The 15,436-nt window shown below is 66.5% G+C and carries 13 protein-coding genes, 1 tRNA gene and 1 pseudogene; all 15 read left to right on the top strand.

The genetic code is table 11. The features are described from left to right. The first annotated feature begins 8 nt into the window (after positions 1-8). Positions 9-1,259: an XrtA/PEP-CTERM system-associated ATPase gene (locus G9408_RS07655; protein ID WP_168453352.1), complete on the top strand. Its 1,251-nt coding sequence runs from the start codon at positions 9-11 to the stop codon at positions 1,257-1,259. A gap of 45 nt (positions 1,260-1,304) precedes the next feature. After that, a complete protein-coding gene (locus tag G9408_RS07650) occupies positions 1,305-2,165 on the top strand; it encodes an XrtA system polysaccharide deacetylase (protein ID WP_168453351.1) in 861 nt (286 codons plus the stop codon). Between the two features lie 20 nt (positions 2,166-2,185). Beyond that, positions 2,186-3,229: a FemAB family XrtA/PEP-CTERM system-associated protein gene (locus G9408_RS07645; RefSeq protein WP_168453497.1), complete on the top strand. Its 1,044-nt coding sequence runs from the start codon at positions 2,186-2,188 to the stop codon at positions 3,227-3,229. A gap of 10 nt (positions 3,230-3,239) precedes the next feature. Next, a complete protein-coding gene (locus G9408_RS07640) occupies positions 3,240-4,445 on the top strand; it encodes a TIGR03087 family PEP-CTERM/XrtA system glycosyltransferase (RefSeq protein WP_168453350.1) in 1,206 nt (401 codons plus the stop codon). Then, positions 4,442-5,920: an exosortase A gene (gene xrtA / locus G9408_RS07635; protein ID WP_168453349.1), complete on the top strand. Its 1,479-nt coding sequence runs from the start codon at positions 4,442-4,444 to the stop codon at positions 5,918-5,920. The genes G9408_RS07640 and xrtA overlap by 4 nt, the downstream gene beginning before the upstream one ends. Before the next feature lie 10 nt (positions 5,921-5,930). Beyond that, positions 5,931-7,826 (top strand): XrtA/PEP-CTERM system amidotransferase, encoded by a 1,896-nt coding sequence (locus G9408_RS07630; RefSeq protein WP_168453348.1) that lies wholly within the window; start codon positions 5,931-5,933, stop codon positions 7,824-7,826. A 194-nt stretch (positions 7,827-8,020) separates the two neighbouring features. Then, positions 8,021-9,205 (top strand): GNAT family N-acetyltransferase, encoded by a 1,185-nt coding sequence (locus tag G9408_RS07625; RefSeq protein ID WP_168453347.1) that lies wholly within the window; start codon positions 8,021-8,023, stop codon positions 9,203-9,205. Further along, entirely contained in the window at positions 9,202-10,068 is an 867-nt protein-coding gene (locus G9408_RS07620; RefSeq protein ID WP_168453346.1) for a cupin-like domain-containing protein, read from the top strand. The genes G9408_RS07625 and G9408_RS07620 overlap by 4 nt, the downstream gene beginning before the upstream one ends. A 72-nt stretch (positions 10,069-10,140) precedes the next feature. Beyond that, positions 10,141-10,359, top strand: coding sequence for a translation initiation factor IF-1 (gene infA, locus G9408_RS07615; RefSeq protein WP_120216844.1), 219 nt, complete (start codon positions 10,141-10,143; stop codon positions 10,357-10,359). Positions 10,360-10,385: 26 nt separating this feature from the next. Further along, positions 10,386-10,958, top strand: coding sequence for a Maf family protein (locus G9408_RS07610; RefSeq protein ID WP_168453345.1), 573 nt, complete (start codon positions 10,386-10,388; stop codon positions 10,956-10,958). Beyond that, positions 10,951-11,934: a ribonuclease gene (locus G9408_RS07605; protein ID WP_168453344.1), complete on the top strand. Its 984-nt coding sequence runs from the start codon at positions 10,951-10,953 to the stop codon at positions 11,932-11,934. Before G9408_RS07610 ends, G9408_RS07605 begins: the two co-directional genes overlap by 8 nt. Continuing rightward, a complete protein-coding gene (locus G9408_RS07600; RefSeq protein ID WP_120216839.1) occupies positions 11,924-12,106 on the top strand; it encodes a DNA gyrase inhibitor YacG in 183 nt (60 codons plus the stop codon). Before G9408_RS07605 ends, G9408_RS07600 begins: the two co-directional genes overlap by 11 nt. Positions 12,107-12,202: 96 nt before the next feature. After that, a tRNA-Phe gene (locus tag G9408_RS07595) sits at positions 12,203-12,278 on the top strand. Between the two features lie 38 nt (positions 12,279-12,316). Continuing rightward, positions 12,317-12,516: pseudogene (locus G9408_RS16565) on the top strand (pseudouridine synthase); the annotation flags it as partial. A gap of 210 nt (positions 12,517-12,726) precedes the next feature. After that, the gene (locus tag G9408_RS07590; protein WP_168453343.1) at positions 12,727-15,375 is read left to right on the top strand and encodes a TonB-dependent receptor; all 2,649 of its coding nucleotides are present in this window, start codon (positions 12,727-12,729) and stop codon (positions 15,373-15,375) included. Positions 15,376-15,436 lie beyond the last annotated feature (61 nt).

Genomic DNA, 15,436 nt, shown 5'->3' with positions numbered 1-15,436 from the left:
AATTCGCGATGTACGATCAATTCTATGGTTTCACCGGCCGTCCGTTCCAGCTGACGCCTGATCCGCATTTCTATTTTGAAAGCGGCACCCACCGCAAGGCGATGTCCTACCTCGGCTATGGGCTGGCGCAGGGCGAAGGCTTCATCGTCATCACCGGCGATGTCGGCGCGGGCAAGACGACGCTGGTCGGGCATCTGATGAACACGATCGATCCCAACCGCCTGACCGCGGTCAAGCTGGTGTCGACGCAGGTCGAGGGCGACGATCTGCTCCGTCTGGTCGCCGAACAGTTCGGGATCGAATGGGAAGGCGAAAGCAAGGCCGAGCTGCTGCGCTCGATGGAACAATATCTGCGCGAACAGGCGCGTGCGGGCAAACGCACGCTGCTGATCGTCGACGAGGGGCAGAATTTGGCGATTTCGGCGCTCGAAGAGCTCCGGATGTTGTCGAACTTTGTGCTCGGCGGCCATTCGCTGCTGCAAATCTTCCTGCTGGGTCAGCCCGAATTTCGTCAGACGCTGTTCCATTCGCCGACGCTGGAGCAATTGCGCCAGCGCGTGATCGCGACGCATCACCTCGATCCGATGGAGCCCGAGGAGGTCGAACCCTATATCCTGCACCGGCTGGGCAAGGTCGGCTGGACGGGCAACCCCAGCTTCAGCCCCGACGCGTTCGAGGAAATCTTTGACTATAGCGAGGGCGTGCCGCGCAAATTGAACGTGCTGGTCAGCCGCTTGCTGCTGTACGGCGCGGTCGAACAGATGACGCGGATCACCGCGCAGAATGTGCGGTCGGTCGTTGCCGAGATCGAGGCCGATCGCGGCATCGACGCATCGACGCTGGCGCCGCTGCCGGTCGAAGAGGTCGTGGCCGCCGCCGCCGCTGCGGTCGCGCCGACCCCGGCGCCCTTTGCGGCCCCGACCCCCGCCAATGAAACGACGCTCGAATGGCCGCAGCGTGCTGCCGACGGGGCCCCGCCCTTCGCCCAGCCTGCCGAGACGGTCATCCTGACCCCGCCCGATCCGAGCGCCGACGAGGTGCTGGCGCGGATGGCCGCGGCGGATGGCGATGCCCCCGCGGCACCCGCCATCGACCCCGAACAGCTGGCGGCGCTCGAAGCGCAGATCGCCTCGCTCGAGACGCGGCTGGTCGAACAGGACGCGGCGCTGCGCCGCGTGCTCGACCTGCTGATCGAATGGGTCGAGCGCGATCCCGAGAATGCCCCGAACCCGGCGACGTCGCGGACCTGGGCGGCCTAACAGCGACCGCGAATTCGGCTAGTCTGCGGATGAAGGTGAGAAAAGATGCAGAACGGCCTGTCGGTCGATGTCGAGGACTGGTTCCAGGTCGGCGCCTTTGAGCGCACGATCGACCGCGCCGACTGGCCGACGCTCGAGTGCCGGGTCGAGGCGAATTGCGACGCGGTGCTTGAAATTTTCGCCGATGCGGGGGCCAGGGGGACGTTTTTCACGCTGGGCTGGGTTGCCGAACGCTATCCCTCGCTGATCAAGCGGATCGTCGCGGCGGGGCATGAGCTGGCGAGCCATGGCTATGACCACAAGCGTGTGTTCAACATGACCGCCGACGAATTTGCCGCCGACCTCAAAAAAACGCGGGCGATCCTCGAGGATATCGGCGGCGTCGCGGTTCGCGGCTATCGCGCACCCAGCTTTTCGGTCGATACGCGCACCCCTTGGGCGCATGCGGTGCTCGCCGAGCAGGGCTATGCTTATTCGTCGAGCGTCGCGCCGGTGGTCCATGACCATTATGGCTGGCCGCAAAGCCCGCGTCACGCATGGCGACCGCTGCCCGATAACGAACTGGTCGAATGGCCGGTGACGACCGCGCGCTTTGCCGGGCGGACGCTGGCGGCAGGGGGTGGGGGCTTCGTGCGGATGCTGCCCTATGGTTTCACGCGCTGGGCGATCGCGCGGATGAACGCCGAGGGGCATCCGGCGATCCTCTATTTCCACCCATGGGAAATCGATCCCGGCCAGCCGCGCGTGGCCGACGCGCCGATCAAATCGAAAATCCGTCATTACAGCGGCTTGTCGGCGATGGCTGGCAAGCTGAAGAAGCTGCTCGCCGATTTCGAATGGACGCGCGCCGATGCCTTGCTCCCGGCCCAGCAGAAGCGCGCCGCGCCGTGGCGCGCGGCGGCGTGAATGCGCCGAGCTTTCCGGTGATGCAGGGCTTTTCGGGCGCGCCGCTGTCCGGCGCGGCGGCATGGGATGCCTATGTCGCCGCGCACGCACAGGCGACGCCCTTTCACAGCCGTGCCTGGTGCGAGGCGGTCACCCGGGCGACCGGGCATCAATGCCATCTGGTGACCGCGCGCGACGCCGAAGGGGCGCTGACCGGACTGTTGCCGCTCCACCATGTCCGCTCGCCGTTGTTCGGGCAGGCGCTGGTCGGCAGCGGTTTTGCGGTCGACGGCGGTATCCTCGCCGATGATCCGGCGGTCGCCGCGACGCTGGCCGAGGGAGCGACGGCGATGGCACAATCGCTGGGCGTGCCGTCGGTCGAACTGCGCGGCGGACCGCAGCCGGATGCCGACGGTTGGCGCCGCGAAGAGGGCGTTTATGCCGGGTTCGCGCGCGACCTGGCCAGCGACGACGATGCCGAATTGCTAGCGATCCCCCGCAAGCAGCGCGCCGAAGTGCGCAAGGTGCTGGACAGCGGCCTGACCGTGACGTCGGGGCGCGATGCTGACGAACGACGCGATCATTATCGCATCTACGCGACCAGCGTCCGCAACCTCGGCACGCCGGTATTCCCCAAAGCGCTGTTCGATGCGGTGCTCGATGCGTTCGGCGACGATGCCGACATTTTGACCGTGCGCGCGGACGGGAAACCCGTCGCGAGCGTGCTCAGCCTCTATTGGCGCGGGACGGTGATGCCCTATTGGGGCGGCGGCACCGCCGATGCACGGCGGCTGCGCGCTAACGAACTCATGTATTTTGCGCTGATGCGCCATGCGCGCGCCAAGGGCTGTACGCGCTTCGATTTCGGGCGGTCGAAAATGGGCACCGGCCCCTATAGCTACAAGAAGAACTGGGGTTTCGAGCCGCAGCCGCTTGTCTATGCGCGCTGGCTGGCGCCGGGCGAGGCGCCACGCGATACCAACCCGAATAGCGCCAAATATCGGCTACAGGTCGATCTGTGGAAGAAATTGCCGTTGTGGGCGGCGAACCGGATCGGGCCGCTGATCGCGCGCGGCCTTGGGTAAGACGCGGGTCATGCCCGAAATCCTTTTCATCGTTCACCGTGCGCCCTGGCCGCCCGACCGCGGCGACCGGATTCGCAGCTGGCATATGTTCGAAGCGCTGGCGAAGCTGGCGCCGGTGCATGTTGCGGCGCTGGCCGACAATGAATCCGACGCTGCACAGGCACACGAAAAAATGACGCCGCTTTGCAAGAGCCTGGCGATCGAAGTGCGCAAGATCTCGCGCCCGCTCGCGCTGGCATCGGCGGTGCTGCGCGGCGAACCGGTGTCGAACCGGCTGTTCCGGAATGCGGCGCTCGCGCGCTATGTCGATGCGCTCGTCCGCCAAGGCAGCATCACCCACATCGTCGGCTTCTCCGGCCAGATGGCGCAATATTTGCCCGCCGGTTTTGACGGGCCGGTACTGATGGATTTTGTCGATGTCGATTCGGCCAAGTTCGCGACCTACGCCGAGCAGGACCAGCGCCAGCCGCTGAACTGGGTCCACCGCCGCGAGGCGCGCGTGCTCGGCGCGTATGAAGCTAAGGTGGCGCGGCACGTCGACGCGAGCCTGTTCGTCAGCGAGGCCGAGGCGGCGTTGTTTCGCACGCGCAGTGGCCTGGGTGGCGACACGGTGCATGCCGTCGAAAATGGCATCGACACCGACCGTTTCGACCCTGCGCTGGGGTTCGACCCCGTCGATACCGACGCAGGGCCACTCGCCATTTTCACCGGGCAGATGGACTATCGTCCCAATATCGACGCGGTGTGCTGGTTCGCCGCCGACATCCTGCCGCTGATCCGTCGGCAGCACCCGGACGCGCGGTTCGCGATCGTCGGGCGCGCGCCGACCGACGAGGTGCGCGCGCTGGCCAAGCTGCCGGGGGTGCTGGTGACTGGCGAAGTGCCCGACGTGCGGCCGTGGCTTGCCGCCGCCGCCGCGGTGGTCGCGCCGCTGCTGCTCGCGCGCGGGGTGCAGAACAAGTTGCTCGAGGCGATGGCGATGGCGCGGCCGGTGGTGGCAAGCGCCGCCGCAGCGACAGGCATCGATGCGACCCGCGGCGAGCATCTGCTAGTCGCCGACGATGCCGCGGGCATGGCCGCTGCGGTGAGTTCGCTGTTTAACGACCGCGAGGCGGCGGCCCGGATGGGACAAGCGGCACGCGCGCAGATGATCGCGCGCTATGGCTGGGACGCGCGGCTGGCGCCGCTCGGCGCGCTGCTGGGACTGTCCGCATGACGCTTTGGCAGCGCCATCTCGCCGCGCTCGCCCTGCTGACGGGTGCTATTCTCGCGCTCTTCTGGCGCGATGCTGCCGATATGGCGGGCATCTGGTGGAACAGCTCGACCTTCACGCACTGCCTGCTGATCGTGCCGATGATTGGCTGGCTGGTGTCGCAGCGGATCGACCTGCTGCGCCCGCTGACCCCCGCCTTCTGGTGGCCCGCGCTCGTCTGGATGGCGGTGGCGGGGCTGGTGTGGCTGGTCGGCGAGGCGGCGGGGGTTGGGCTGTTTCGCCAGCTCGGGCTGATCCTGATGCTGCAGGGCGCGGTTGGCGCGACACTCGGCGAGAAGCTCGTGCGCGGGCTGCTCTTTCCCCTCTGCTACGCGCTACTCCTGGTGCCGTTCGGCGAGGAACTGGTGCCGCTGCTCCAGACCTTCACCGCGCATATCAGCGTCATCCTGCTCCACCTGTCGGGCATTTCCGCCGAGATGGAGGGGGTTTTCATCACGACGCCCGCCGGCTTCTTCGAGGTGGCCGAGGAATGTTCGGGGGTCAATTTCCTGATTGCGATGCTCGCCTATGCGGTGTTCGCGGCGCATCTCTGTTTCAAAAGCTGGACGCGGCGCGTCGTGTTTGTCGCCGCGGCACTTGCGACCACGATCCTCGCCAACGCGCTGCGCGCTTATGGCACGATGGTCGCCGCCGAAATCTGGGGGATCGAGGCGGCGGGCGGGATCGATCATATCTTCTACGGCTGGATCTTTTTCGGGCTGGTGATCGTTATCGTGATGCTGGTCGCACGGCGCTGGTTCGACCGGCCCGCGAACGATGTGGCGGTCGACGTCACCGGGCTTGACGGCGCGCCGCGCTTTGCCGGTGCGGCGAAGGCGGTGCTGCCGGCGGCGCTGGCGATCCCGCTGATCTTTGCTGGCTGGGCATGGCTTGTGGGCGGACGCAGCGCCCCGCTGCCCGCGACGATGGCGGTCGAGGCGCCGCGCGGCTGGAGCGAAACGCGCGCCGAGGGCATGGCATGGGCGCCGCGCTTCGACGGCGCCGATCAGCGGTTGCTGCGGCATTTCGTCGATACGAATGGACGCCGGGTGACGGTCGCGATTGGCGGCTATGAACGCCAGGCCGAGGGCCGCGAGGTGGTTGCCTTCGGACAGGGCGCAGTCGATCCGGACAGCAAATGGGCGTGGAGCGCGTCCTTGCCCGCGGTCGACGGCGCGCGGACCGAACGGTTGCTCCACCCCGGCCCGGTGCTGCGCGATGCGGCGACCTGGTATCTTGTGAACGGGGCGATTACGGGCGATCCGCGTGGCGCCAAGCTCGCGGGCCTGAAGGCGCGACTGCTCGGCGGCGATCCGCGCGCGCTGTCGCTGATCGTGTCGAGCGAGGCGGGGCAGGGCGGGCGCGATGCGATAGAGGATTTCGTTTCCGCGTCGGGCGGAGCCACGGCGATGGCTGACCGCGCGCTGAAACTGCGTTAGGGATCGCGCCATGTGTGGGATCGCGGGCATCTATCATCTGGAAACGGCGAAGCCCGTCGACCCGGCGCGCCTCCGCGCGATGCTGCATCCGATGGCGCATCGCGGCCCGGACGGGTCGGGCGTCTGGACCGCGCCCGGCGTCGGGCTCGGTCATTTGCGCCTGTCGATCATTGACATCGACGGCAGCCCGCAGCCGATGGCGAGCGACGACGAAACGGTGACGCTCACCTACAACGGCGAAATCTATAATTTTCGCGAGCTGCGCTCCGAACTGGAGGATCGCGGCCACCGGTTCCGCACCAGCGGCGATACCGAGGTCATCATCGCGGCGTGGCGGCAATGGGGGCCGGATTGCCTTTCGCGGCTGAACGGGATGTTCGCCTTTGCGATCCACGATCATGCGCGCGGCTGCCTGTTCCTCGCCCGTGACCGGCTGGGGGTGAAGCCGCTGCACTATGCGCGGCTGTCCGACGGGTCGGTGGCGTTCGCGTCCGAACTGAAAGGGCTGCTGCGCAATCCGCTCTTGCGGCAGGAAGCCAACCTGACGGCAATCGAGGATTTCCTCGCCTTTGGTTATGTACCCGACGACAATTGCATCGTCGCGGGGGTCGAGAAGCTGGCCGCGGGGCATTTCCTGCTGCTCGAACGCGGCAAGGCCATCCCCGCGCCGACGCGCTGGTGGGCGCCCGATTTTTCGCGGCGTATCAAGGCCAACGAAGGTGAGGCGGCCGAGCATCTCGTTCACCTGATGCGCGCCGCGGTGACCGATCGGATGGTCGCCGACGTTCCGCTCGGCGCCTTTCTGTCGGGCGGCGTCGACAGCAGCGCGGTCGTCGCATTGATGGCCGAGGCGAGCGCGAAGGCGGTCAAGACCTGCACGATCGGCTTCGATCACGCGGCGCTCGACGAGACCGAATATGCGCGGCAAATCGCCGAACGCTTCGCGACCGATCACCGCACCCGCACCGTATCATCGGGCGATTTCGGGCTGGTCGACACGATCGCCGATCATTTCGACGAGCCCTTCGCCGACGCGAGCGCGCTGCCGACGTATCGCGTGTGCGAGCTCGCGCGTGAAAATGTGACGGTAGCGCTGTCGGGCGACGGCGCCGACGAGGCGTTTGCGGGGTATCGGCGGCTGGTGTTCCAGCATCAGGAGGAGCGGCTGCGCGGGTTGATCCCGGGCTTCCTGCGCCGCGGGGTGCTGGGGCCGTTGGCGAAGGTGTGGCCGCAGATGGACTGGGCGCCGCGTCCCCTGCGCGCCCGCGCGACGCTCGCCAGCCTGTCGAAAAGCGGCGCCGAAGGCTATGCCGAAGCCGTCGGTGTGACGGGGCAGGCGCAGCGGTCGCTCCTGTTCAACGACGCGGCGCATCAGGCGCTGGGCGATCATGTCGCCGAGGCGCGCTACTGGAAGGCGATGGCCGACGCCCCGGCGCGCGAGCCGCTCGACCGCGCGCAATATGCCGACCTGATGATCTGGCTGCCCGGCGACATCCTGACCAAGACCGACCGGATGAGCATGGCGGTGAGCCTGGAGGCGCGCGAGCCGCTGCTCGATTACCGGCTGATCGAATTTGCCGCGAGCCTGCCCGCGTCGATGCGCGTCAAGGGATCGACCGGCAAGGCGATCATGAAGCAGGCCATGGAACGCTATCTGCCGCACGACATTCTGTATCGACCCAAGATGGGGTTTGTGACCCCCGTGTCGCAATGGTTCCGCGGCGCTTTGGTGGAGCAGGCGAGGGGGTTGGCGACGTCGTCGACGCTGGCGCGGTCGGGCTGGTTCGACATGGCCGAGATCGAGCGTATCGTCGCGGCGCACCAGTCTGGGCGGCGCGACCATGGGCGGCTGATCTGGCAATTTTTCATGCTGGAAAAGTCGCTGGCGAAACTGTTCGGGATTTGAGAAAGATCACCCCTCCCCTTTAGGGGAGGGGTAGCGAGACTTGGTCCGGCACAGCCGGGCCTTTAGTCGAGTGGGGTGGGGGCCGTCGGCCTTGCGCAACATCGACAGCCCCCACCCCAACCCCTCCCCTAAAGGGGAGGGGCTTCAGATAAATCGCCACCCCATTTTAACGCTTCCCTGCTAACCTCCACCCGATGACGGTGCACCCCGCCTTTCCCGCCGACGCCACCCCTGCCGATCCGCTGACGGTGCGTATCGTCGATCCGCTGGCGCTGTCGCACGAACTGGCGGCGGCGTGGGACCGGCTGGCGGCGGAGGCCAGCGAACCCAATCCCTTTGCCGAACGCTGGTGCCTGCAATCGGCGCTGCACCTGCTCGATCCCGAACGGCACGCGCGGCTGGTCATGGTGCGCGACGGCAGCGACGGGCCGGTGATCGGCATCATGCCGATCGCCGCTGCGCCGCATTATGGCCGCCTGCCGCTGCGCCATGTGACCGGCTGGGCGCACCCCAATCATTTTCTGGGATTGCCGCTGGTCCGCGCGGGGTTCGAACGCCTGTTCTGGTCGATCCTGCTCGGCTGGTGCGACGCTGCGCCGTGGGCGCGGACCTTGTTGCATTTGCCGCGATTGACCGAGGATGGACCGCTGCACCGCGCGCTGATCGACGTCGCGCGGGTGCGCGGCGGCGAAGCCGAGATCGTCCATCGCGAAGAGCGCGCGCTGCTCGCCAGCGACCTGTCGCCCGCCGAATATTGGGACACCGCGGTGCGCGCCAAGAAGCGCAAGGAGCATCGACGCCAGGCCAATCGGCTCGCCGAGCAGGGGGGCGTGCGTTTTCGGCGCTGGCGGGCGGGAGAGGCGATCGATCCGTGGATCGACAGCTTTCTGGACCTGGAGGCGCGCGGCTGGAAAGGCCGCGCCGGATCGGCGCTCGCCAGCCATGGCGATACCGAGGCTTGGTTCCGCGCCATCATCGCCGGTGCCGCAGAGGCGGGACGGCTCGACATGCGTGCGCTGGACCTCGACGAGCGACCGCTGGCGATGCTGATCAATTTTCGGGCGCCGCCCGGGGGCTTTTCGTTCAAGACCGCGTTCGACGAGGAATATGCCCGCTTTTCGCCCGGGGTGTTGCTGCAACAGGAAAATCTCGACCTGCTGGACGACCCCGCGATCGCGTGGGTCGACAGCTGCGCTGCGCCCGGACATCCGATGATCGACAGCGTCTGGCGCGAGCGCCGCGCGCTGGTGTGGGTAAACGCCGCGCTGTCGTCGCCCGCCGACCGGCTGCGCTTTGCGATGCTCGCCAGGATCGAGCGGCTCTGGCGACGCTGGAAAGCTCCCACCGCCGTCGAAAATGAAGTAGAAAGCCCGACATGACTGCGCATCAGCCGATCTCTGCTCCCGTTTTCCCCGCCGACACGCTGGCGGCGATGGCGGCACTATATCCTTTGAAGGCGGGACTGCTGCGCCATCATCTGCCCGACCATCCCTTGCTGTCGATCGAGGCGCTGGCAGAGCTTGCCGAAAGCATGCCGGTGAGCGCGGTCGAATATAATCCGGGCAATGTCCCGATCGGGATCCGTCCCGAGGATGTCCCGTCGAACGGCTTGTCGATCGGCGAGACGATCCGCACCATCGACACCAATGGCAGCTGGGCGGTGCTCAAGAATATCGAAAATGTTCCGGCTTATCGCACGCTGCTGATGGACCTGCTCGGCGAACTCAAGTCGGTAGTCGAACCACGGACGGGCGCGATGCTGACGCCGCAGGGGTTCATCTTCATTTCGTCGCCGGGGTCGATCACGCCCTATCACTTCGACCCCGAACATAATATCCTGCTGCAACTGCGCGGGACCAAGGTCATGAACGTCTGGCCCGCGGGCGACGAGCGTTTTGCCGATCGCCGCGAGCATGAACGCTATCATGGCGGCGGCCACCGCAACCTGCCGTGGCAGGACGATTTCCATGCCGATGCGCAGCAGGTGCCGCTCGCTCCCGGCGACGCCGTGCTGATGCCGGTCATGGCGCCGCACTTCGTCGCCAATGGCGATGCGCCGTCGATCTCGCTGTCGATCACCTGGCGCAGCGAATGGAGCTATCGCGAATCCGAAGCGCACGCCGCCAACGCCGCGCTGCGCCGCATGGGGCTGGACCCGGCGATGCCGCCGCGCTGGCCAAGCTATGCCTGGGCGCGGTCGGTGGGCTGGCGGATCGCGCGAAAGCTGCGGCTCGTTGCGTGACAGACTGCTTTCCATCGCGGCATTTTGCGGCTATGGGCGCGCATCCTTATTTTGTGAGATCCTAGAGAACTGATGGCGAAAGAAGAACTTCTGGAGATGCGCGGCCAAGTGGTCGAACTGCTGCCCAACGCGATGTTTCGCGTCAAACTGGAAAACAACCACGAGATTCTGGGCCACACGGCCGGAAAGATGCGCAAGAACCGCATCCGCGTTCTGGTTGGCGACGAAGTGCTCGTCGAACTCACCCCCTATGACCTGACCAAGGGTCGGATCACCTATCGCTTCAAGTGAGCGGCGCGGCGAAAACTCCTGCGCCCATGCCGGTACTGGTTCTCGCTTCGACTTCGCCCCGGCGGCGTGAGCTGCTGACGCGCATCGGCGTGATCCCGGCACGGATCGCGTCCCCCGACATCGACGAAACGCCGCTGAAGGGCGAACTGCCGCGTGATTATGTCGCGCGGCTGGCCAAGGGCAAGGCGCTGGCGGTCGCGCGTGCGGCGGACGAGGTGGTGCTGGCGGGCGACACGACCGTCGCGGTCGGGCGCCGCATCTTGGAAAAACCCGCCGACGAGGCGGATCTGCGCCGCATGCTCGGCCTGCTGTCGGGGCGGCGGCACCATGTCTATTCGGGGCTGTGCGTCGTCGGGACCGACGGCAAGGCGCGCGTGCGCGTCGCCGACACCATCGTCGCCTTCAAGGTGCTGAGCGCCGCCGAGATCGACTGGTATGTCGAAAGCGGGGAGGGCATGGGCAAGGCTGGCGGCTACGCGATCCAGGGTCGCGCCGAGGCCTTTGTCCGTTTCCTGTCGGGCAGCCATTCGAATGTCGTCGGGCTGCCGCTGTTCGAAACACGCACCCTGCTGACCAGCGCGGGCATCCCCCTTGGCTGAATGGCTGTACGAAGCCGGGATCGGCGAAGTGCGCGCGGCGCTGGTCGATGGCGACGACATTCTGGAGGCACGGATCGAGCGCGACGGCGCCGGGCCGCGCGTCGGCGCGGTGGTCGCGGCGCGGCTGGTCGAAGCCGGGAAATCGCCACTGGTGACGCTCGACTGGCCCGGCGCTCCCGCCGCCAGCTTGACCGGATTGCCGGCTGCCACATCGATCGGCGCCGCGCTGACGGTCGAGATCACCCGCATGGCGCTGCGCGAACGCGGGCGGGGCAAACCGGCGCGGGCGCGGGTGGCCGAGGCGGGCGCGGTCATCGGCGACGGACCCGACCTGCGCGCGCGGATCGCAGCCAGCGGCCTGCCGGTAACCGAGCTGCGCGCGACCGATCCCGACCGGCTCGAACAGGCGGGCTGGTCCGAATTGTTCGATCATGTCCGCACCGGTCACTGGCCCTTCGACGGCGGCGCGCTGTGGGTCGATGCGACGCCTGCGATGGTGCTGATCGATATCGATGGCGACGGCGATGCGCTGGCGCTGGCCACAGCCGGTGCCAAGGCTGCGGCGGCGGTGATCCGCTGCTGCGACATCGGCGGATCGATCGGCATCGACTTTCCTTCGCTGCCGGGCCGTGCCGGGCGTCACGCGATCGATGCCGCAATCGACGCGGCGCTGCCCCAGCCTTATGAACGCACCGCAGTCAACGGATTCGGGCTGATGCAGATCATCCGGCGCCGCGATCGCCCCTCGCTGATCGAACAGGTCGTGCTCGACCCGGTCGCCACCGATGCGGCGCTGTTGCTGCGGCAGGCCGAGCGCGCGGTGGGGACGGGAGTGTTGACGCTGACCGCGCGGCCCGCGGTGATCGACCATATCGCAGCGCATCCCGCATGGACGGCGCTGTTGCAAACGCGCACCGGGCGTCCGGTCCAGCTCACCGTCGATGCCGCCAGCAAAGGAACCGGACATGCCCAATAAACCGCCGCGCTGTCCGCTCTGCGGCAAGCCGCGCGAGCCGGAGTTCAAACCCTTTTGCAGTCGCGGCTGCCGCGACCGCGACCTCTTGAACTGGTTCGGCGAAGACTATCGCGTCGCCGCGACGCAGGCGCCCGACGGGACCGCCGACAGCGATCGTTTCGACGAAAGTTGACGCGGAAAATCCGACATCACAAAGCCACTGGACAGGACAACAAGCCCTGCCTATAGCCGCCGCTCGCCAGCGCGACCAACGGGTCGCAGCGGCCCTGCCCGGGTAGCTCAGTTGGTAGAGCATGCGATTGAAAATCGCAGTGTCGGCGGTTCGATCCCGTCCCCGGGCACCACTATCCCAGCCGCTGGAATCAAGCCGCCCGAACTTTGACCGGGCGATCCGCCGGTGCGTTTTCGCAAGAGCGTCGCCGACAGCTGGCTGGAGATCGTCATCATCGAGGGACGCAATCGTCAGGTGCGGCGGATGGCCGCGGCGCCGGGCTACCCGACGCTACGGCTTGTGCGGTTAGGCGCCGGCGGCTGGGCGCTGGGCGATCGGGGGCGCCCGGCGCATGGCGCGCGGTGGACTAAGGCATTTGCAGGGCTTTCGGGACTTGTGCGCGACGCTTATGTTGCAGTGCAAACTGTTGCTTTTCGGACACAAATGCGAAGAAAAACGGCATTACCTGATGCCGCCGCGTTGACGCGGCGCGCGCGGCAACTACAGCGGCCTGTTCCGGTGGGGCATCTCCCTCTTTGGCCGCAGGGCCGCGCTTGCACCGGTTTGGAGAGAGAGACATCATGACTTTGCGCAACCTTTTGCTGGGCGCCACGATGCTGTGCGCCAGCGCCACCCCCGCCATCGCTTTTGCCCAGGACGCCGCACCCGCCGACGACAGCGCGGTCGCGGTCGACGATACCGATTATGGCAATGACATCATCGTGACCGCGTCGAAGCGGTCGCAGACCCTGCAGGACACGCCGGTCGCCGTTTCGGTGACGTCGGCGGCGCAGCTGGAGGAATCGCAGATCCGCGACCTCATCGACCTGCAGACCGCGGTCCCCAGCCTGCGCGTGTCGCAGCTCCAGTCGAGCGCCAACACCAACTTCATCATCCGCGGTTTCGGCAACGGTGCCAACAATGCCGGTATCGAACCGTCGGTCGGCGTGTTCATCGACGGCGTGTATCGGTCGCGCTCGGCCGCGCAGATCGGCGACCTTCCGAACGTCGAACGCATCGAAGTGCTGCGCGGGCCGCAGTCGACCCTGTTCGGCAAGAACGCATCGGCAGGCGTCATCAGCATCGTCACGCAAAAGCCGCAGTATGAATTCGGCGGTTCGGCCGAAGTGACCTATGGCAATTTCGACGCGATCACCGTCAAGGGCGACGTGACCGGGCCGATCAGCGAGACGGTCGCCTTCTCGATCGGCGGCAGCTACAATCGCCGCGACGGCTATGCGCAGGATCTGAAGCTTGGCACCGACGTCAACGACCGCAACCGTTGGGGCGTGCGCGGCCAGCTCCTGTTCGAACCGACCGACGCGCTGTCGATCCGCCTGATCGGCGATTATGACAAGATCGACGAAAATTGCTGCATCGCGGGCAATGTCATTGCCGGTCCGACCGTCGCGATCACCAACGCGCTGGCGGGCGGCCCCAGCGTCGATGCCAACAACCCCTTTTCGTACAATGTGTACAACAACTTCCTGTCGTCGAACGAGATCGAAAACTACGGCGGTTCGGGTCAGATCGACTATGACCTCGGCAACCTCGCGCTGACGTCGATCACCGCGTACCGCAAGGTCAAGGCGCTGACCAACCAGGATTCGGACTTCACCGGCGCTGACCTGATCGGTGAAAACAGCCAGGACCTGGGGATCAACACCTTCACCCAAGAACTGCGCGTCACGTCGGATTTTGACGGCCCGATCAACTTCCTGCTCGGCGGCTATTATTTCAACGAAAAGATCCGGCAAAAGAACGACATTCGCTTCGGCACCCAGTTCCGCCCCTATGGCGACCAGCTGATCCGCGCCGCGAGCGGCAACGCGCTCAACGTCGCGCTGCTCGAAGGCACCTTCGGCGCGCTCGAAGGCGCCCCGACCCGCTATCTCGGCACCTTCTTCCGCGCCGGCGACGGGCTCGACGAAGCCTATCGGATGAAGGACGAGGCGTTCTCGATCTTTGGCACGCTCGATTTTGAAGTGACCGACCGGCTGACCCTGTCGTTCGGCGGCAACTACACCAAGGACCGCAAGAATTTCTCGACCAACGTGATCAGCACCGACACCTTCTCGGGGCTCAATCTCGACGCGCCGCAATATGCGCCGTTCCGCAACCAGCTGCTGTTCCAGGGCGGCCTGGCGCAGACGATCGGCGGCCCGAGCGTGCTCAACCTCGGTCGTTCGGCGACCGCGGCTGAAATCGGCGCGTTCGCAGCGGCGAACCCGGCGGCTTTCGCGGGGATTTCGGGACAGGTGCAGGCTTTTGCCAACGCCAACCAGAACAACCCGGCGGCGAACCCGCTCAATGGGCTGAAGGCGTTCCAGTTCCTGCCGCCCTTCCTGAACGTCCCCAATTCGGTTGAGGATGGCAAGACCAGCGACGGCGATTTCTCGTACAGCGTTCGCGCCGCCTATGAGGTGACCGACACGGTCAACGTCTATGCGACCTATGCGACCGGCTTCAAGGCGAGCTCGGTCAACCTGTCGCGCGACAGCCGTCCGCTCGCGTCGGACCTGGCGGCGATCACCGCTGCGGGCCTGCGCACCCCGAACCTGGCGACGGGCTCGCGCTTTGCGGCGCCCGAAGAATCGACGGTTTACGAATTCGGGATCAAGGGCCAGTGGGACGTTGCGGCGGTCAACGTCGCGGTGTTCAAACAGTCGATCAAGGGCTTCCAGTCGAACGTGTTCACCGGCACCGGCTTCGCGCTGGCGAACGCCGGCAAGCAGTCGACCTTTGGCATCGAGTTCGACGGGTCGGTGCGGCCGGTCGAGGGGCTGAACCTGACGCTGGCGGCGACCTACCTCGATGCCAAGTACGACAGCTTCGTCAATTCGGCGTTCGGCGACATCTCGGGCACGACCCCCGCGGGCATCCCCGCGCTGTCGATGTCAATGGGCGCGACCTATACGCATGAATTTGCGGGCGGGACGAAGGCGATCGCGCACGTCGACTACAGCTATGAAAGCCCGGTGCAGATCGTCGAAGGCCTGAGCGGTTTCCCGGCAGGCGTGGTCGAAAGCCTGCAGCGCGAGGTGAACTCGCTCAACGCGTCGTTCACGGTTCGCCTGACCAATGGCCTGGACGTCGGCGTGTGGGGTCGCAACCTGACCAACGCGCAGTATCTGACGACGATCTTCCCGGCCGTGGCGCAGGCGGGCAGCGTGTCGGGCTATCCCAGCCAGCCGCGCACCTATGGCGGCACCGTTCGCTTCAAATTCTGATCGCGGCGGGCTGGAGCGCTCGAACGCTTCGGCCCTCCGGTCAGCAGACAAAAGAAACCCC

Origin of the sequence: Sphingopyxis microcysteis (assembly GCF_012274265.1) — a bacterium.
In the GTDB taxonomy this organism is placed as follows: Bacteria; Pseudomonadota; Alphaproteobacteria; order Sphingomonadales; family Sphingomonadaceae; genus Sphingopyxis; species Sphingopyxis microcysteis.
Note: the sequence above shows the minus strand (reverse complement) of the source record. Positions and strands in the feature narration are given on the sequence as shown.